Below are 18,966 nucleotides of genomic sequence, written 5' to 3'. Positions count from 1 at the left end.
ACCGCAAAGTTTATCCAATCGTCATAAAAGTGCGCGCTGGCCCTGGGGGTTTGTCTATCCTCGTCCACCCCGGAGGATGCAGAGAATTCCCGTGCCATTCGTTCCTGATACTTTCCGCTGGTTGACACCCTCCCGCTGGTCACCTTTTCGCGGGCTCCCTCATCGCCGAAGGGGCGGATTCATGGCTAGCGACCAGGCGTCGGTCAGCGCCTCACTGAAATCCGATACTCGCGCTCGGAGCCCTTGAAACCGGGGCGGGGCGAAACGGCCTTCAGGATCACGATCCCGCCCTCGAGGCGGTATTCGAACGGCTTCCCCAGCACCGGGTCGGGCGGCGCGGGCGTGTCGGGGGCGAGCTCTTCCAGCGAAGCCGGGAACCTGCCTTCATGGGCTGCCGCATGGGCCCGCAGCGCCTCGACGCACTGCAGAAGGGCCGACTCGCGCTCGCGAATGGCGAACATCAGGAGTTGCGAGGTGACGCGCGGGACGAGCGTGAGCAGGGGGTTGTCGGTCTTGGTGTCGTGGAATCGTGCGACGCTCTTGCCCAGCCCCTCGGATGCCTGCCAGTACGGCATCCCGGCCCACTTGTACATCTCGTCCACTTCGCGGCGGTACTCGGCGACCATGTGGCAGAGCACCGCCGCGGCCTCGGGCATCGCCCCCGCCCGGCTCGCATCGCCGGTGCTTTGCGCCAGCCATTCCCTCGCCCGCGGGAGCATCCGCTGCACGTAGTCGGCCGCGGCCTTCCGGGCGGCGGGGGCATCGGATTGGCCGCCGATCAGACGCCACATGTCCTCCATCAACTGCTCCGCCCGTTGCGCCGTCAACTGCTCCGGGCGGCGGAGGTCCGGGAAGGTGAAGTAGACCGAGGCCTCTTCGATCTCCAACGCCTGGCGTGGGTCATGGAACGGGCGCGGCAAATTGGCCAGGGCCCAGTACAGGTTGGGCGAGCCGGGGGCCTCGGCCCACTCCCGCAGGACGTCGAAGAGCACCTTCTCAATGCCGTCGCTGTCCGACGATGCCATCGCGTACAGGAACGGTGTCCCCGTGTTGTAGGCCCTGGCCAGCGCGAATCCCGCCTGGAGGGACCGCAACGCGTCGTCATGGCGTCCGTCGCGGATCTCCAGGCGGATCCGCAGTGCCAGCAGGCGGCCCAGCAACCGTCCGTTCCGTACGTGGCGCAGGCTCAGCCGCAGCCCCTCCTCGCGGATCGCGTCGTCCCATTGGCAGAACGATCGGTGGCCCGCGACGTCGAGCAGACGCAGGGCGTCGGCGAACCGCGCCACGTACGACGCCGCACCGGTCTTCGGCAGATCGTCGAGCGGCGTCGCCAGGAATCCCTCGACGGTGTCGAAATCGACCTCGGCCCCGGCGGGGAATGCCGCGAGGTAGACCGTGGCGGCGTTCCCCGGGCCCTGCTCCGCCACCGGCGGCAGCAGGCGATGCTTGAGCGCCGGCACCGGCAGCCGCGCCGGAGCGATACTCAATCGTGCCTCGCGCGGCGTCTCGAGCGGCCTCTTCTGGGCATCGGCGTTGTCTGCAGGGCCCGCGAGACTGACGAGCAGTGCCGCGGTGCACGCGAGGATATGACGCGCCATCATGCGACTCTCCCGGTCTTGTCTGTCGCCGCCCAGGGCGAATCGCCCCCGAGACTGGCGGTGCGACGAAGCCGCGCGATTCTACGACAACTGTCATAGAATTCAAGAGGGTGGCAGCTTGGGTCGTTGGGCCGTGCCGAATCGGGCAGGGAAGCCCGGCGGGTCCAGGCCGATTGATTTCGGATGGCCAACCCATCGTCGGATGGCCTCCGCTCCTGAGACTTGCGGTGATGAGGTCCACTGCAACCCTGAAGCGTCGTGCCAAATAGATCGCAATTGACCGCGCCATTTACCGGCGAGCGAAACAATCGGCACTTGACCTCTATTCAGCTACGTCATCCGATAATGTGCGATATCGGATACGCAACCATCACGCACACTATCAAGTGCGTTGCGTTCGTCGGACATTGGAGCTATATTGTCTGACAGTAAGCTGGCAAGGAGCCCTTCTCATGGACCGCATCACCTTTCGGGTCGACCCTGCCCTCAAGGAACAGCTCGAAGCGCAGGCCAGAGCCGAAGGCATTCGCCCCTCCGACCTCGTCCGGGACGCCCTGCGCGAGCACTTGAAGCGGCGCAAGCCACCCGAATCCGCCTACGACCTGGCCGAGCGCCTCGGCGTCATCGGATCGGCCAAGGGGCTGCCTCCCGACCTCAGCACCAATCCCGCCCATATGGAAGGCTTCGGGCGTGACTGATTGCGTTCTGCTCGATACCGGCCCCATGGTCGCCATCTTCTCAAAAGACGATGCCTACCACGAACGGTGCGTCTCCGCCCTGGCTTCCCTACCCGCGCCGCTGCCGACATGCTGGCCGGTCGTCGTCGAAGCCGCATGGCTGCTGCGCACGCGGCCTGCAAGCTTGCACCAGATGATCGACGGCTTCAAGAAGGGATTGTTTGCCCTGCTGTCACTCGACGCCGACGATCTGGTCGCCGTCGCCGAAATCATGCGCCGCTACCAAGATGCAGGCTTGCAGCTAGCCGATGCCGCCCTGGTCCACCTCGCCGAGCGAGAGGGCGTCCGCACCGTCTTCACCACCGACCGCCGCGATTTCTCGATCGTCCGCCTCAAACATAAGCGAAGGCTGACGCTTATCCCGGACAACCAATGACCGAATCAGCACGCGAAGCGGTTACACGCCTTTCGCGTCCCGCGGCGTTACCTTTCACGTTCTGGCCCGATCGGGTGGCCAGGATCGTGCACCTGACGCGCCCCGCCTCCACGTCCATACCATCCGTCGCGTGACTCTCGCTCAGATCCGCCGCGAACCGAGGCGCCGGCAGTCCCTGCGTGCCGAGGGCCTGGTCCAGGGACGTCCCCTCCTCGTCATCGAGCACCCCGGCCATGAACACCCGGCGTTCGGACCCGCGGCTGGAGGGCAACTCCAGCAGCTCCCGCGTGGCGATCGCCGCGCCGCTAGACGGGTCGAGGTGGCCATGCATCGAGGAGAAGAGAGGTCGCATGGGGGAGGAGCCCGTCCGGGTGTACCGACTACCACCGCGCGATTGTAGGGGCACGGCCGCCGATTTTCTCCATTTTGGTGAAACTCGGGTCGGGTTCGCCGGGACTGTATTGAGTAGGGAGGGATTCCTGCGCGCAGGGCGAGAGGGAACCCTTCGGATGATCTTTGCCAATTCGGTGGCAGTCGAAGAAGGACCGGTGCCGGCCCGCGCGGAGGACGCGGGCCGGCGAGAAGGGAGCCAAAATCGGATGGCAAAGCCAAAACAGGATCACCACAAGGAACCTTCCGCCAACTTGTTACGAACACATCGGCGATCACTAACGCGACAAACGAACCCATTTTGCCGGGGGTAAGGTCGCCGCGATTCCGAAGCCGGAAACTCGTGGACTCCTGAAATCCGTCACGGGAAGTCGTGTCGCAGACTGTCCCGAAAGCGTCGGCTGATGGTGTTCCATCGCCCGGGAATGGGCGACAGGCACCTCGAAGAATCGGAGCCAGTGCCCATGCCCTTTGGTCCCGCGGCTTTGTGCGATCATCTCCTGGATGATCGCACGCGGGCAGATCCGACGGGAACTCCGGCTGGCCCTCTGGTCCGATCCAGGGCCGTTGGAGCGACCTTGCCTGGCCATGGATCTCGGCGCAAGTCCGAGAGCTATCCACCCCGCGGATTCGACGTAATCGACCATAAGCAAAAGACTAACGACTCGCATCAAGAATCGACCGAGTGACGATCGAACCCAAAGTCCGGGGCATTCTTTCCAGGGCCGAACGGAGGGGGGCGTGGGTCGAGAGATCAGGCAACTGGAGTGGCTCGCTTGCTAGGTCTTGGGGGCTTCGAGTAGACTCTTCAGATCGTCTCGGGCCTCCCTTCCGCTGCATACATGCAGTTTGACGGGATTGGCCCGTGCTTTGCGCGCCTCTTCCCGCAGCAACGCGGCCCCATTTTACGCACCGCCAAGGTCAGGATTCGTTTCGATGTCCAGCAAAGACGCCGACAAGGGCAAAGACAAGCCGAAGGATAAGGACAAGGCCAAGGCCGGCGGCGGCGCGCCCAAGGGCGACGCCAAGAAGGCCGACGCCAAGCCCAAGGAGAAGGACAAGGAGAAGAAGGCCAAGGACGGGGCCGAGGCCGCCGAGGCCAAGGTCGAGAAGGCCCCGGAGGCTCCGCGGCCCCCGGCCGATCCCCGCATGAAGTACATCAAGAAGTTCCACGGCAAGTTCCTCCCCCGCGGCCCGCTCCGGGATCGCCACAAGGACCTGATGACGAAGTGGAACTCCGGCGAGGACCATGGCGGCGTCACGGTCGACGAGCTGAAGTCGCTCTACACCGACTGGCGCGCCTCCCGCGAGAAGCCCTCCAAGAAGAAGGCCGCCGTCTGATCGACGACCTCGATTCGGTCACGGTCGACCCGGCCCCGAACGCGCGGGCCGGGTCGGGCGATCGTGACCACCGCTCGCCCGCCATCCCCTCGCGGACCGGTCCGGCCCGATTTATCATGGTTCGCCGTTCCGAGGTGAGATCGTTCCCCGGAGGAAGACCATGCCCGATCGTCGCCGCTCGTTCGCCCCGCTGATCGCCGTGCCCATGCTCTTCCTGGGGGGGGCGGTTCGCGAGGACACGCCGATCCACACCGCGGCCGATTCGATCCGGCCGGAGCGGATCCTGGAGCACATCAAGGTCCTCAGCGACGACGCGTTCGAGGGCCGCGGGCCGGGCACTCCGGGCGAAGAGAAGACGGTCGAGTATCTCACCGGCCAGCTTCGGGCGATGGGGCTGAAACCCGGGAACCCGGACGGCAGCTTCCTCCAGAACGTGCCGCTGATCGGCTTCCAGGCGACCAGGGTCTCCGGGTCGTTCCGGATCGGCGACACGTCGATCGCGCTCGAGTTCCCGAGGAACCTGGTGGCCGTCCCCGGCAAGCCGGGCGAGCAGCCGAGGCTCGACGGCTCGGACGTGGTCTTCGTCGGCTACGGCGTCGAGGCGCCCGAGTACGGCTGGGACGACTTCAAGGGCCTGGACGCGAAGGGCAAGACGCTGATCATGCTGGTCGGCGACCCGCCGATCCCGGACCCGAAGGACCCGGCCCAGCTCGACCCGGCGATGTTCAAGGGCCGGGCGATGACATACTACGGGCGCTGGACCTACAAGTATGAGATCGCCGCCGCCAAGGGTGCCGCCGCCGTCCTGCTGGTGCACGAGACGGGGCCGGCCGGATATCCCTTCTCGGTCGTCCAGGGGAGCTGGAGTCGCGAGAATTTCGACATCGTCGACCCGAAGGCCGGCCAGACGCCAAAGGTCGACGTGAAGGGGTGGATCGACCTCGCGACGGCCCAGGCCCTCTGCAAGGCGACCGGCAAGGACTACGCGGACCTGAAGGCGAAGGCCCTCTCCCGCGACTTTCGTCCGGTCGAGCTCGGCGCCAAGGCGAACATTGCCATCGAGGCCCGTTCCCGACTCGTCCAGTCGCACAACGTCATCGCCCGCCTGGAGGGGTCCGACCCGGCGCTCAAGGATGAGTACGTCATCTTCACGGCCCACTGGGACCACCTGGGCCGCGACCCCGAGCTGAAGGGGGACCAGATCTACAACGGTGCGGCCGATAACGCGTCGGGCTCGGCCGCCGTCCTCGAGCTCGCCCGGGCGGCGACGAAGCTGACCCCGGCACCGAAGCGGTCGCTCCTCTTCCTCTTCGTGACCGCGGAGGAGAAGGGCCTGCTCGGCTCCAAGTACTACGCGACGAATCCGCTCTACCCGCTCACGAAGACCCTCGCCGACATCAACCTCGACGTGATCAATCTCTGGGGCAAGACGAGCGACCTGATCAGCATCGGCATGGGCCAGTCCACGCTCGACGACCTCCTGGTCGACGTCGCCAGGGAGCACGGCCGGACCGTTGGACCCGACGCGGAGCCGGAGAAGGGCTACTACTACCGCTCCGACCACTTCGAGTTCGCCAAGCAAGGGGTCCCGGCGCTCGATCCCAAGGCCGGCAAGACGTTCCCCGGCAAGCCGGACGACTACGGCAAGAAGAAGGCGGACGAGTACACCGAGAAGGACTATCACAAGGTCAGCGACGAAATCAAACCCGACTGGAACCTCGCCGGCGCGGCCGAGGACCTGGGGGTCGTCCTCGAGATCGGCTACCGGGTGGCCCAGGGGGACGTCTTCCCCGAATGGAAGCCGGGCAGCGAGTTCCGCGCCCGCCGCGAGGCGATGCTCCGGCCGGCCCCGAAATGAGCGCGGCGTCCGGGGGGGGCGACGTCGTCGTGCTGATCCCGATCTACAACGACTGGGCCTCGTTCCGCATCCTCATCGAGCGTCTGGACTCCGCCCTGAGAGCCCGCCCGGCGGGCGGCGATTCCTGCCGCGTGGTCGCCGTCGACGACGGCTCGACCGAGCCCCCGCCGATGACGCTCGACGTCCCGCGGCTGGAACGGATCGCCCGGGTGGACGTCCTCCGACTCCGGCTCAACCTCGGGCATCAACGTGCGATCGCGGTCGGGCTCTGCCACGTCCAGGCGTGCTGTCCGTGCCGGACGGTCGTCCTCATGGACGGCGACGGCGAGGACTCGCCGGACGACGTCTCCCGGCTCCTGGATCGCTGCGAGGGCGGCGGCGGCCGGAAGATCGTCTTCGCCGAGCGGGTGAAGCGATCGGAGAGCGCGACGTTTCGGGTCGGTTACTTCGCCTATCGGCTCCTCCACCGGGTGCTGACGGGGATCCCCGTCCGGGTCGGGAATTTCAGCGTGATCCCGGCGACGGTCCTGGACCGGCTGGTCGTCTCATCGGACCTCTGGAATCACTACGCGGCCTCGGTCGTGAAGGCCCGGCTCCCGCATGACATGCTGCCGACGCCGAGGGCCCGCCGGCTGGCCGGCCAGTCGCGGATGGACGTGGTCGCACTGGTGACCCACGGGCTGAGCGCTATGTCGGTCTTCGGAGATCGGATCGGGGTCAGGCTGCTGATCGCCGTCAGCGTGCTGACCGGGCTTGCGCTCGCCGCGCTCGGGGCCACGGTGGCGATCCGGCTGACGACCTCGCTGGCGATCCCCGGCTGGGCGACCACGGCCGCGGGCCTGCTGGTCGTCCTGCTCGCCCAGCTCTTCCTGCTGATGATGGTCTTCGTCTTCGTCGCCCTCGGGGGCCGCGAGGGGTCGAGCGTCATCCCGGCGCGTGACCACGTCCATTACGTCGCGGGGATCGATCGGATCGATCCGCATCATGAGTGATCAGGTCTATCCGGGCAAGGAGCTCGAGCTGTTCGCGGCGGCGGTCCGCTGGAAGGACTACTGCCGGGAGCGCCTGGGCCGATACATCAAGGGCGATGTCCTCGAGGTCGGCGCGGGGATCGGCGGCACGACGGCCGTCTATTGCGACGGGTCGCAGGCGAGCTGGACGTGCCTGGAGCCCGACCCGAAGCTGGCCCTGGAGCTCGCCACCAGGGCCGCCGCCGGGGGCTTCGCCATCCGCCCCGAGGTGATCGCGGGGACCCTCGAGGACCTGCCCGCCGGGCGAGCTTTCGACGCGATCCTCTACATCGACGTCCTGGAGCACATCGAGGACGACCGCGACGAGCTGGTCCGGGCCGCGGGCCATCTCCGCGCGGGAGGGCACCTGATCGTCCTCTGCCCCGCGCATAACTTCCTCTATTCTCCGTTCGATCGCGCGATCGGCCATCACCGCCGGTACAATCGGCGGATGTTCCGCGCGATCGCGCCGACCGGCCTGGACTCGGACTCGATGACGTACATGGACTCGGCCGGCATGCTCCTGTCCCTCGGCAATCGAATCCTGCTGAGGAGCGGCATGCCGACCGCGTCGCAGATCCGGCTCTGGGACCGCGCGTTCGTTCCCGTTTCCAGGTGGCTCGATCCGTTGCTGGGACGAAGGCTGGGGAAGTCGGTCGTGGCCGTCTGGACCCGCCGGTCGTGAGGCGTTCGATTCCGTTCCGTTCCCGCGATGTCGCAGGTCCAGGGGGCTCACTCGATGCGTGCCGCTCGGTTCCTCTCGCTGTGTCTCCTCGTAATGGCCGGCCGCGCGGCGGCCCAGACCGCCCGGAACGTGGACTGGCCCCGGGTCGGCAATGATCCGGGTAGCATGCGGTACTCGACGCTCGACGGGATCAACCGCGAGAACGTCGCTCGACTGAAGCCCGCCTGGACGTATCACACCGGAGAGCTCCAGGGACGCACGGGCAAGACGATCGAATGCACCCCGATCGTCGTCGACGGGGTGATGTACCTGACCACGGGCTATCTCCGGGTCGTGGCGCTCGACGCCGCGACCGGCAAGGAGCTCTGGCAGTTCGACCCGCTCAAGGATCATCCGAGCGGCCGCACCCCGGCGTCCGGGGGCGTGAATCGCGGCTGTGCGTACTGGTCCGACGGCAAGCCGGACGGCGAGCGGCGGATCATCCACGGCGCCGGGGACGGCCGGATTTACTCCCTCAATGCAAGGGACGGCAAACTCGATCCCAGGTTCGGCGATGGGGGCATCCGCGACCTTCACAAGGAGCTCGATCCGAAGTATGCCGCGATGAACTACGGGCCGACCTCCGCCCCGGCCCTGTGGAAGGACACGATCATCGTCGGCGTGTCCAACGACGAGGGCCCGGGCCTGGCGGCCCCGGGGGACATCCGCGCCTTCGACGTCCGGACCGGCGCCCAGCTCTGGGCCTTCCGCACGGTGCCGCGTCCGGGCGAGTTCGGCGCCGAGACCTGGGCGGCGGACTCCTGGAAGGACCGCGGCGGGGCGAATGCCTGGGGCGGCCTGAGCGTGGACGTCGATCGCGGAATGGTCTTCGCCGGGACCGGCTCCGCGGCGTTCGACTTCTACGGCGGCGACCGCCACGGCGACAACCTCTTCGCCAACTGCACGCTGGCCATCGATGCCCGCACAGGCCGGCGACTCTGGCACTTCCAGACCCTCCGGCATGACCTCTGGGACCACGACCTGCCGACCTATCCCAACCTGGTCACGGTCAGGCACGGTGGCAAGGCGCTTGATGCCGTCGCCCAGGTGACGAAGACGGGCTTCGTCTTCCTCTTCGACCGGGACACCGGCAAGCCCCTGTTCGAGGTGAAGGACGTGCCGGTGCCCGCCTCCGACGTCCCCGGCGAGAAGGCCGCGGCGACGCAGCCGATCCCGGTGAAGCCGCCGCCGTTCTCGGTCCAGTCGTTCGATGAATCGAACGTCACCGACATCGGCCCGGCGAACCGCTCGTTCGTGCTCGAGCGACTGAAGACCTACCGCCACGGCACCGCGTTCGAGCCGCCGAGCGCGCGGGGCAGCGTGGTGATTCCCGGCTTCCACGGCGGCGCCAACTGGTCCGGGGCCTCGTTCGATCCGACGACCGGCCGGCTCTACGTCAACTCGAACAACGTCCCGAACGTCCTCACCCTGAGCGATTCGAAGCCGGACGAGCGGGCGAAGATCGGCCCGTACCGGCACAAGGGCTACCTTCAGTTCCTCGACCAGGAAGGCTATCCCGCGATCAAGCCCCCCTGGGGCGTCCTCTCGGCGATCGACCTCAATGCGGGCGAGATCGCCTGGCAGGTCCCTCTCGGCGAGTACGCCGAGCTCAAGGCCCGGGGCATCGCGCAGACCGGGACGGAGACCTTCGGCGGGACGATCGTCACCGCGGGGGGCCTGGTGTTCATCGCCGGGACCAAGGACGAGAAGATCCACGCCTTCGACAAGGCGAGCGGGAAACTCCTCTGGGAGCACCCGCTCCCCGCCGGAGGCTACGCCACGCCGTGCACGTATCAGGTCGACGGCCGCCAGTACCTCGTCATCGCCGCCGGCGGCGCCGGCAAGCTCCGCACCCGCGCGGGCGATGCGTTCGTGGCGTTCCGCCTGCCGGATTGAGGGATCGGAAGTTACCTCGCGTAGCTGCTCCAGGGATAGGCCGTCAGCTTCTTGACGAACCGCAGGCCGGAGTCGTCCCGCCGCTCGATCCGCGACCACGGGTCCTTCATGCCCGCGATCGCGTAGACCGCCCCCACGGCGATCAGCCCGGCCATGACGGAACAGGCCACCTTCCGTTTCCATCGTCCGATCAGGATGACGGCGAACGCGAAGGTGGCCGGGGAGATCGCCAGCAGGTGTCGGGTCCCGTACGAGAGGCCGGCGAAGTCCGTCCGGCGGACGCCCCAGGTGTAGTAGCCGACGAGGACCAGGATCGAGGTCAGGACGATGATCGCCAGCGGGCGGAGCGCATCGCCCCGACGGGCGGCGATCCAGGCGGCCCCCATCGCTCCCAGGATCAGGGCGGGCGTCACGGTCAGCCAGCCCTGGGGGCCGAAGAGGAACTCGAGGCCGAACCGCCAACGCGGGCCGCGTTCCACCCAACGGCCCGGCCCCGTGGTCCAGTAAGAGCCCTCGTAGTCGAAAAGCCGGGGGTTCATCTCCACCGGGAGCGGCGAGCCCGCGATCCGATACTGGAGCCATGCCGCGGCGAGCAGCGGCCCCACGCAACCGGCAAGATAGGCGACCGGAATCCCGCGGCGACGGACCGCCAGCCAGACCGTCAGCGCCGCCGTGAAGAACCCGCCGGCCGGAAGGTCGATGGTCGCCGCCAGGCCGGTCAGGAGGCCGGTCGCGAAGTGCCCCCACCCGGAACGGCCCACTCCGTTCCCGGTCGCCACGATCGCCAGGGCGAGCGTCAGCAACCCCGCGGCGACGCTGTGGTTGTTGAACGTCACCCCGTAGACGAGGAGGAGCGAGCTGTATCCGAAGCCCAGCGTGAGGAGATCCGCAACGATGGGGTTGATCGGCGCGAGGGCGATCAGTCGCCGCAGCCCGACGAGCGCGAGCCCGGAGCAGAGGCCGACGATTCCCCACACCAACGCGGCGTTCACGGCCTGGAAGTCCCCGGGCCGGCTCATCTTCCAGCCCATGCCCCAGTGGAGCGGAGCGTACAGGCCCGCCGCGATCGCCGAGAGCATGGGCGGCTTGTCCGAATAGATGTGGGGGCCGATGCGGACCTGATCGGGCGAACCGCTGATCGCCAGGAGCGGAGACCGCTCGATGGCGAGCGTCCCGCGCTCCACCAGGGACTCGATCGTCATGTACCGCGACCAGACGTTCCCGCTGTGCCTCGGCGGGGACGTCAACGGCAGGAGCGTGATCCAGTAGAGCAGCCCGATCAGCCAGGAGCGCCTCGCGAGGCCCCTGGTCGCATTCGTCGCGATCGATTCGTCCACGGACTCGGCCCTCAACCCTCCAGCGTGTCGCGTATCGTGGCCACCATGATAAGCTATCAGCCGGGAAGAAGTCCGGGATGCGAGTCGAGTTCGAGGGCCGATCCTTGAAGCGCTGGCCGATCGTGGTGCTGCTGGCGATCCTCGCCCTCGATGTCTGGTATCGGGCACACACCTTCGCCCCGCTCTTGCCGTCGGCACGGATGCTCTGGCCGACGGCGACGGGGCCCTCCGAGCCGCTCGATTGCGACGAGACGGCCTATGCCTACATGGGGCATCGAATGGCCCTGGGCGACGTCCTCTATCGCGACCTCGCCGAGCACAAGCCCCCGCTCGGCTACTGGATCTACGAGCTGGCCGTCGTCCTGGGCGGATACCACGAGCTGTCCATCCGGCTCATGGCCATCCCGTTCGTGCTGGGCACGATCGCAGTCCTGTGGTGGCTGGGCCTGCGCCTGTCCGGCCCGGCCTGCGGCTGCCTCGCCGCCGCGATCTTCGCGATCGTCGGCACCGATCCGTACCTCTACGGCAACGGATCGAACATGGAACATTTCATGAACTTCTTCTCGGTCGCGGCGCTCGCCCTGTTCCTGCTGGGCTGGTCGAGCGGTCGGCGCGGGCCGATCCTGGCGGCCGGGGCCTGCGTGGGGGCCTCGGCGCTGGTGAAGCAGGTGGCGATCGTCCCGGCCGTTGTCTTCGGCGGGTTCTGCCTCCTGAAGCCGAGCGGAGAGTCCGCGCCGGGGCGATCGTATGCGTCGCGGCTCCTCGACGGACTGGCCTTCGCCGCGGGCGTCGCCGCGCCGATCCTCCTCTCGGCCGGTGTGCTCTGGGCCCAGGGCGCCGGCTCGTCGGCGATCGACGAGATCTTCCGCTATGGCCCGGCGCTCGCGACCGACACCCTCCCGGAGCCGAATGCCCCGCCGGCCCTGGTCCGCTGGCTGACGGGGAACGCCGCGCCGGACGGCAAGCTCCCCTGGCCGTTCGGCAGTACGAACTACCTGGTCTGGTGGGGGACCGGCTCGTGGCCGATCTGGCTCGCGACCGCCTGCCTCATCGCCTATCTGCTCCCGGGCCGCCGCGTGGCGCCTCCCCTGCGGCTCGTCGCCGCCTGGACGGTCGCCTCGGCCTTGCAGGTGATCCTGCCGGGACTCTACTGGCAGCACTATTACCTGCTGGTCACCCCGGGAATCGCCCTGACAACGGCCATCGGGATCACGGGCGCGGCCCGTCCGCTCGCGCGAAGATGGAGTCACGAGCCCGGCACGCCGCGACCGGGGGGCGGCCTGGTCGCCGCCTCGCTGATCGCGTCGATCTGCCTCGCCGCGGCGGTCCTCGCCGTCGCCTGGATGCAGGTCCGATGCTACTTGCTGGTTCCGCCCCAGGAGCTGACCGTCCGCTACAAAGGGGGCGGCCAGTGGGTGACGCTCCGGCACTGGGGGAAGGAGCTGGATCGGCGCCGAACGGTCTGGCCCGATCCGAGGCTATACGTCTGGGGGTATCAGGCGCCACTCCATTTCTACGGCAAGCTCGACGGCGTGACCCGGTACTTCTTCGTCGACAACCTCCTCCGCGACCAGGCGGAGCGGGACCATCCCCTGATCCGACCCCGGATCGAGGAAATCATGACCAGCCTCCGCGCCCACCAGCCGGGCCTGATCTTCGTCGGCTATCCCCCCTTCCCCGCACTCCGAGCGTTCCTCCGCGAGTACTATCGCCCCTCGTCGCTGGTCCCGGGGATGAACGGGATGGGCCTGTGGGTCGACCGCGAGCATCGAGACGCGTTCGAGTCCGCGGGCTCCCTGTCCGCCCGGAAGGGTGCCGCTCCGGAATGAGACGCCGCGTCGGCTGGAACGAATTCGGCCATTCGGTCATCTTGACGAGAGATTCAGTGTGGAGGCTTACCGGGCCGCCGCCATGGCGAGCCTGCCCGCCGAGGTTCCGACGAGGGCCTCGTACCGGTCCCGAAGCCCTCCCATGATCGCGCCCCAGGACTGGCTGAGGGCGAACGCCCGGGCCGCCTGTGCCATGTCGGCCCGCCGCTCGGGGTCGCGGACCAGGGACAGGACGGCGTCGGCGAATTGTGCGGGCGTCTCGGCGGGATCGACGAGGAGCCCGGTCTCGCCGTCGCGGATCGTGTCGCCCACGCCCCCGGCACGAAGGGCCACGACGGGCATGCCGCTGGCCATGGCTTCGAGGACGACGTTGCCGAACGTCTCGGTGAGGCTGGTGAACGCGAAGAGGTCCCCCGCCGCGTAATGGTCCGCCAGGTCCTCGCCGGTCCGATAGCCGGCGAACCGCGCGATCGAGCCCAGTCGCCGCTCGAGCTCGACCCGTGCCGGTCCGTCGCCGACGAGCAGGATCTTTAAGCTGGGGACGCGGCTGGCGATCAGCTCCAGGGCATCGGCCAGGTAATCGACGTTCTTCTCGGCCGCAATTCGGCTCACGTAGCTGAGGACGAGATCATCGGGCGCGAAGCCGAGTGCGGAGCGGACGGCATCTCGGCCCGGCCGGTCGGGACGGAAGAGCGTGCCGTCAACGCCTCGGGGCCAGAGGACCAGCCGCTCGAAGCCACGCGATTCCAGCTCGGATATCGTCGTCCGAGACGGCACGTAGGTCTCGCTCGTGGCGTTGTGGAACCAGCGAAGGTATCGCCAGACGATGCCCTTCGACCATCCGACTCGATAGTGACGGCTGTACTGATCGAAGTTGGTGTGGAAGCTCGAGACGACCGGCAAGCCCCGGCGCCGGGCGTGCCGAAGGGCCGTGAGTCCCAGCGTCGCCTCGGTGGCGACGTGGAGGAGATCCGGGCGAAATCCATCGATCGCCCGGCAGAGCCCGCCGAACGGGGGCAGGGGCAGATACAGCTCGCGGTAGAACGGCAGGCGAATCGATCGGACGCGATGGACCTCCAGAGAACCGGGGTCGCCTCCAATCTCCGCCGCGGATATCTCCTCACGGCCGTAGTCCGGGCGCACGAGCTGGACCTGGTCACCGCATTCCACCAGATAACGCACCAGCTCGCCGAGCGTCCGGGAGACGCCGTTGACCTGGGGGAAGTAGGTCTCGGTGACCAGGGTGACACGCATGGACGAGGCTCGATGCTCGCGGGAATCTCTCCGCCCGGTCGGGTCCGCGAGCCGACCGGCCGTTCTCGTCCATCGATTCTGCGATCCGGGCCCGGCGGACGCCAGCCGAGTGCCGATCGAGCGGGGAGCGAGCATGTCGATTCCACCCTCATCCTGTTGCGATCGGATGAAGCCGCCGTGAATGTCGGGGAAGACTTCGTGAGGGGACACCTCCGTTGGGAAGCGTCCGCCGGTGTGATAGGATCGCCCGGCAGCCATCGAACTTCCGCCGGTCGGATATTATCGAGGGGAAAGGGCTCCGATGAGAGCGATCAGTGCGAACGCCCAGAGGGGCAGCCGCCGCGACTTCCTCCGACTCGCCGCGGTCGCCGGCTTCCCCGCGATCGTGCCCGCCTCCGCCCTGGGTCGAGGCGGCCGCGTCGCGCCGAGCAACCGGGTCACGGTGGGCGTGATCGGGACCGGCAACCAAGGGATGAACGACATCCAGTCGTTCCTCAAGGACGATCGCGTCCAGATCGTCGCCGTCTGCGACGTGAACCGAGAGAGCCCGGGCTACTGGGACGGCAAGGTCGGCGGGCGGGAGCCGGCGAAGCGGCTCGTCGAGAAGCACTATGCCGCGAACAGGCCCTCCGGTGACTATCGCGGCTGCGACGCGTACGTGGACTTCCGCGAGGTGCTGGGCCGGAAGGACATCGACGCGGTCGAGATCGCCACGCCCGACCACTGGCACGCCATCCCCGTCCTGGAGGCGTGCCTGGCCCGCAAGGACATCTACTGCCAGAAGCCCCTCGCGCTCACGATCGCCGAGGGACGGGCCATGAGCTACGCCGTCAACAAGCATCGCGTCGTCTTCCAGACCGGCAGCCAGCAGCGCTCGGACCCGCATTTCCGCCAGGCCTGCGAGCTCGTCCGGAACGGCCGGATCGGCGACCTCAAGGTCGTTCGCGTGGGGCTGCCGGGCGGACGGCCGGATTTCGGCAAGACCGGCGATCGCAAGCAGGTCGAGCCGGTCCCGGCCGGCTTCGAGTACGATCGCTGGCTCGGCCCCGCGCCACAGGCCCCCTACGCCCCGGCACGCTGCCACGTCAATTTCCGGTGGATCTACGACTATTCCGGCGGCCAGGTCACGGACTGGGGCGGCCATCACCCCGACTGCGCCCAGTGGGGCATGGGGACCGAGCTGACCGGCCCGATCGAGATCCGCAACGCCCACGCCGAGTTCGCCGCCGACCCCCTCTGGAACACCGCGACCGAGTTCTCGTTCGAGGCCGTCTACGAGAACGGCGTCCGGATGATCGTCTCCAATCGCAACACCATGGGCGTGACCTTCGAGGGGACGAAGGGGAAGGTCTACGCGAATCGCGGCAAGCACACGGCGGAGCCGGAGTCGATCCTCGCCTCGAAGATCGGCCCGGACGAGATCCACCTCTACCGGAGCGACGACCACTTCCGCAATTTCATCGACTGCGTGATCTCGCGCGGGCCGACCGCCGCGCCCGTCGAGGTGGCGCATCGGTCGATCACGATCTGCCACCTCGGCAACATCGCGATGCGGCTGGGTCGCAAGAGCCTGAAGTGGGACCCGCGGACCGAGCAGATCATCGGCGATGACGAGGCCTCGCGGATGCTCAGCCGGCCCTATCGCGAGGGCTGGACGCTGCCCACCGTTTGATCCCCAACGGGATCCCCCCCATGGAGCCATCATGAAGACCAACCCCGTCATTCGGGCGCTCAAGGCCGGCAAGCCGCAGATCGGCACCTGGCTCTCCCTCGGAAACGTCGGCGCGGCGCGGTTCATGGCAAGGACCGGATTCCCGTGGCTCACGGTGGACCTCGAGCACTCGCCGACCGACATCCAGACCGCGGCCACGATGTTCGGCGCGATCGCCGACGCCGGCTGCGTCCCGCTGGCGAGGATCCCGGCCGGTAAGCACGAATGGATCAAGATGGTCCTCGACAGCGGAGCCATGGGCATCGTCGCCCCCATGGTCATGGACGCCGACGAGGCCCGCGCGATCGTCGCCGCCACCAAGTACGCCCCGCGCGGGAATCGCTCGGTCGGCGGCGGCTTCCACGCGATCAACTACGGCGCGACCGCGGACGAGTATTATCGCCACGCCGACGACGAGATCCTGGTGGTGATCCAGACCGAGCACATCCGGGCGGTCGAGATCGCCGACGAGATCTACTCGGTCCCCGGCATCGACGCCATATTCGTCGGCCCCAACGATCTCACCTGGTCGATGCGCGCCCCCGACGGCACCTTCCCGACCAAGGAGGAATTCGAGGCGACGCTCGACCGGATCCTCGCGGCCGCCAACCGCCAGAAGGTCCCCTGCGGCCTGCACACCTTCTCCCCCGAGGACGCCCTCCGGCGGGCGGAGCAGGGCTTCCGGTTCATCGCCCTGGGCAGCGAGCTGATGTTCATGCTGGGCGGGGCCGCGGACGCCGTCAAGAAGACCAACCCCTCGGCCGCGGGGGAAGGTCTCGCCAAGTACTGAGGCCCCCGAGGGACGTTCACGACTCGTCGATCCGCTGCTCGAACGGCGGCTTCACCCGGTCGGGGAGATGGACCATGCCGGCGTCGTCGGCCACGTGCAGGCCTGAGTCGACGTAGAGGATGTCGCCGTGGACCTTGCGGCCGTGCTTCGAGGCCAGGAAGACCACCGCCGCGCCGACGTCCTCCGGAGTGGTCAGGTTGCGGATCCCCGCGGGGAAATCGGGCCGGCCGTGGCGGGCCTGGATCTTCCGCTCGTTGGGGGTGTCCACCCAGCCCGGGGCGACCATGTTGCAGGTGATCCCTTCGGGCAGGCACTCGTTGGCGACCTGCCGGGTCAGGCCATACAGGCCGGCCTTGCTGATGACGTACGGGAAGAGCCCCGGCATCGGGCGGGTCGACCGCGTGGATCCGATGTTGATGATCGTCCCCTTCCGCTTGCGGAGCAGCGGCAGCGCGGCCTTGATGCCCAGCCACGGCCCTTTGAGGTTGATCGCCAGGGTCTGGTCCCAGAGCGCCTCGTCGGTGCTCTCGATGGTGCCCCGCGGGCTGATGCCGGCGTTGTTCACCAGGACGTCGAGCCCGCCCCAGCGAGCCTCGACCTCCGCAATGACGCGCGACCACTCCTCCGCCGAGGTGACGTCGAGCCGCACGCCGGCCGCCTCGACGCCCTGCCCGGCGAGCCTGCAGGCCGTCTCGCCGGCCTCCTCCTGGAGGATGTCCGCGACGACCACCGCGTATCCCGCCGCCCCGAGTGCCCCCGCGATCCCCGCGCCGATCCCCTGCGCCCCGCCCGTCACCAGGGCGACCGGCTTGCCGTTCGTCTCTGCCATGATCGGCCCTCGATTCGCCTCGACCTCGACCCTGGATCGCCGCCGCGATATCGGAACGGACTTCATGATGCACCCCGGCCGGGGCGTCGTCAACGAACCGGCCGGACTCCTTTCGCCGCCCGATCGGGGCCGCTAAGATCGTGATCGAACGTCCCTCCCACGCGAACCCGCCCTGCCCTGATCGACGGAGTCGAGGCCGATGTCGACGCGATCGCCCAACCCACGACCCTTCCCGAGACGACTCGTCCGAGCCCTTGCCCTGGCCGCCCCGCTCCTGTTCGCCTGCCCGGCGCAGGCCTCCGATCCCTGGCTGACGCTCAAGGGGGGAGATGGACCCGGGCATGGCAAGCGGATCGTGCTCGTCAGCGGCGACGAGGAATACCGTTCCGAGGAAGGCTTGCCGCAGCTCGCGAAGATCCTCGCCAGGCGGCACGGATTCGACTGCACCGTCCTGTTCGCAATCGGAGAGGACGGGACGATCACGCCCACGCGGACGGACAACATCCCAGGGCTCGATGCGCTCCGATCTGCCGACCTGATGGTGATCCTCGCGCGATTCCGCGACCTGCCGGACGACCAGATGAAGGCCATCGCCGATTACGTCGCGGCGGGGAAGCCGATCGTCGGGCTGCGGACGGCGACGCACGCGTTCAATTCGAAGGAAGGCCGAACCTATGGGCGGTTCTCCTGGCAGAGCAAGGCGTGGGACGGGGGCTTCGGCCGCCAGATCCTGGGGGAGACCTGGATCGCCCACCACGGCGACCACGGCCACGAGAGCACCCGCGGCGTGATCGCGCCCGGGGCGGAGAACCACCCGATCCTCCGCGGCATCAAGAGCGGCGACGTCTGGGGGCCGACCGACGTCTACCGCGTCCGGCTCCCGCTCCCGGGCGACAGCACGCCACTCGTCCTGGGCCAGGTGCTGACGGGCATGAAGCCCGAGGATCCCCCCGTTGCCGGTCCGAAGAACGACCCGATGATGCCCGTCGCCTGGGTGAAGTTCTACGCCGGAGAATCCGGCAAGTCCGGCCGCGTCTTCACGACGACGATGGGGGCCTCGCAGGACCTTGCCACCGAGGGGACCCGTCGGCTGGTCGTCAACGCCTGCTTCTGGGCCGTCGGACTGGAGGAGGCCATCCCGGCGCGGACCGACGTCACGATCGTGGGCGAGTACCATCCGACGCCCTTCGGATTCGATAAACACACGCGGGGTGTGAAGCCGGAGGATCTGGCCAGGGATTGAACGCGTGGTTGAGAAGGGATTCGTCGGCCCCCGGGGGAACCGC

At 68.1% G+C, this 18,966-nt stretch carries 15 protein-coding genes; 11 read left to right on the top strand and 4 right to left on the bottom strand.

The genetic code is table 11. From position 1 onward, the window contains the following. Window positions 1-203 precede the first annotated feature (203 nt). Window positions 204-1,601, bottom strand: a complete 1,398-nt coding sequence (locus tag G6O54_RS14515) for a hypothetical protein (protein WP_165226355.1) — start codon at window positions 1,599-1,601, stop codon at window positions 204-206. Between the two features lie 449 nt (window positions 1,602-2,050). Here G6O54_RS14515 and G6O54_RS14510 point away from each other — a divergent pair, with 449 nt between their 5' ends. The 7 genes from G6O54_RS14510 (at window position 2,051) to G6O54_RS14480 (ending at window position 9,930) form a co-directional block, all read left to right on the top strand. Further along, complete coding sequence (locus tag G6O54_RS14510) at window positions 2,051-2,296, top strand: ribbon-helix-helix domain-containing protein (RefSeq protein WP_165226354.1); 246 nt, start codon at window positions 2,051-2,053, stop codon at window positions 2,294-2,296. Continuing rightward, window positions 2,289-2,711: a type II toxin-antitoxin system VapC family toxin gene (locus G6O54_RS14505; protein ID WP_256368984.1), complete on the top strand. Its 423-nt coding sequence runs from the start codon at window positions 2,289-2,291 to the stop codon at window positions 2,709-2,711. Before G6O54_RS14510 ends, G6O54_RS14505 begins: the two co-directional genes overlap by 8 nt. Window positions 2,712-4,037: 1,326 nt before the next feature. Beyond that, window positions 4,038-4,442 carry a hypothetical protein gene (locus tag G6O54_RS37345; RefSeq protein ID WP_205678791.1) on the top strand — a complete coding sequence of 135 codons (405 nt, stop codon included), beginning with the start codon at window positions 4,038-4,040 and terminating at the stop codon, window positions 4,440-4,442. 160 nt (window positions 4,443-4,602) lie between these two features. Then, the gene (locus tag G6O54_RS14495; RefSeq protein WP_250846895.1) at window positions 4,603-6,300 is read left to right on the top strand and encodes a M28 family metallopeptidase; all 1,698 of its coding nucleotides are present in this window, start codon (window positions 4,603-4,605) and stop codon (window positions 6,298-6,300) included. Then, window positions 6,297-7,292 carry a glycosyltransferase gene (locus G6O54_RS14490; RefSeq protein ID WP_165226352.1) on the top strand — a complete coding sequence of 332 codons (996 nt, stop codon included), beginning with the start codon at window positions 6,297-6,299 and terminating at the stop codon, window positions 7,290-7,292. The genes G6O54_RS14495 and G6O54_RS14490 overlap by 4 nt, the downstream gene beginning before the upstream one ends. Then, window positions 7,285-7,995: a class I SAM-dependent methyltransferase gene (locus tag G6O54_RS14485; RefSeq protein ID WP_165226351.1), complete on the top strand. Its 711-nt coding sequence runs from the start codon at window positions 7,285-7,287 to the stop codon at window positions 7,993-7,995. The genes G6O54_RS14490 and G6O54_RS14485 overlap by 8 nt, the downstream gene beginning before the upstream one ends. A gap of 54 nt (window positions 7,996-8,049) precedes the next feature. After that, entirely contained in the window at window positions 8,050-9,930 is a 1,881-nt protein-coding gene (locus tag G6O54_RS14480) for a pyrroloquinoline quinone-dependent dehydrogenase (RefSeq protein ID WP_250846894.1), read from the top strand. 11 nt (window positions 9,931-9,941) lie between these two features. Here G6O54_RS14480 and G6O54_RS14475 read toward each other — a convergent pair whose 3' ends face one another. After that, the gene (locus G6O54_RS14475; protein WP_165226350.1) at window positions 9,942-11,267 is read right to left on the bottom strand and encodes a hypothetical protein; all 1,326 of its coding nucleotides are present in this window, start codon (window positions 11,265-11,267) and stop codon (window positions 9,942-9,944) included. Window positions 11,268-11,344: 77 nt separating this feature from the next. Here G6O54_RS14475 and G6O54_RS14470 point away from each other — a divergent pair, with 77 nt between their 5' ends. Beyond that, window positions 11,345-13,096 carry an ArnT family glycosyltransferase gene (locus tag G6O54_RS14470; RefSeq protein ID WP_165226349.1) on the top strand — a complete coding sequence of 584 codons (1,752 nt, stop codon included), beginning with the start codon at window positions 11,345-11,347 and terminating at the stop codon, window positions 13,094-13,096. 66 nt (window positions 13,097-13,162) lie between these two features. Here the strand turns inward: G6O54_RS14470 and G6O54_RS14465 are convergent, their stop codons facing one another. After that, window positions 13,163-14,350: a glycosyltransferase family 4 protein gene (locus G6O54_RS14465; protein WP_165226348.1), complete on the bottom strand. Its 1,188-nt coding sequence runs from the start codon at window positions 14,348-14,350 to the stop codon at window positions 13,163-13,165. Between the two features lie 301 nt (window positions 14,351-14,651). On the opposite strand from G6O54_RS14465, the gene G6O54_RS14460 reads away from it, so the two are divergent. Together G6O54_RS14460 and G6O54_RS14455 are read left to right on the top strand one after the other, a co-directional pair. Then, window positions 14,652-16,022 carry a Gfo/Idh/MocA family protein gene (locus G6O54_RS14460; RefSeq protein ID WP_165226347.1) on the top strand — a complete coding sequence of 457 codons (1,371 nt, stop codon included), beginning with the start codon at window positions 14,652-14,654 and terminating at the stop codon, window positions 16,020-16,022. Between the two features lie 31 nt (window positions 16,023-16,053). Next, window positions 16,054-16,851 (top strand): HpcH/HpaI aldolase family protein, encoded by a 798-nt coding sequence (locus G6O54_RS14455; protein ID WP_165226346.1) that lies wholly within the window; start codon window positions 16,054-16,056, stop codon window positions 16,849-16,851. Window positions 16,852-16,867: 16 nt separating this feature from the next. Here G6O54_RS14455 and G6O54_RS14450 read toward each other — a convergent pair whose 3' ends face one another. Further along, window positions 16,868-17,680: an SDR family NAD(P)-dependent oxidoreductase gene (locus tag G6O54_RS14450; protein WP_250846893.1), complete on the bottom strand. Its 813-nt coding sequence runs from the start codon at window positions 17,678-17,680 to the stop codon at window positions 16,868-16,870. A gap of 199 nt (window positions 17,681-17,879) precedes the next feature. Between G6O54_RS14450 and G6O54_RS14445 the strand changes: the two genes are divergently transcribed. Further along, entirely contained in the window at window positions 17,880-18,923 is a 1,044-nt protein-coding gene (locus tag G6O54_RS14445) for a ThuA domain-containing protein (RefSeq protein WP_165226344.1), read from the top strand. Window positions 18,924-18,966 lie beyond the last annotated feature (43 nt).

The sequence above is a fragment of the Aquisphaera insulae genome, from assembly GCF_011064615.1.
GTDB classification, from domain to species: domain Bacteria; phylum Planctomycetota; class Planctomycetia; order Isosphaerales; family Isosphaeraceae; genus Aquisphaera; species Aquisphaera insulae.
The sequence above is the reverse complement of the archived record's forward strand: the minus strand, read 5'-3'. Positions and strand labels throughout refer to the sequence as shown.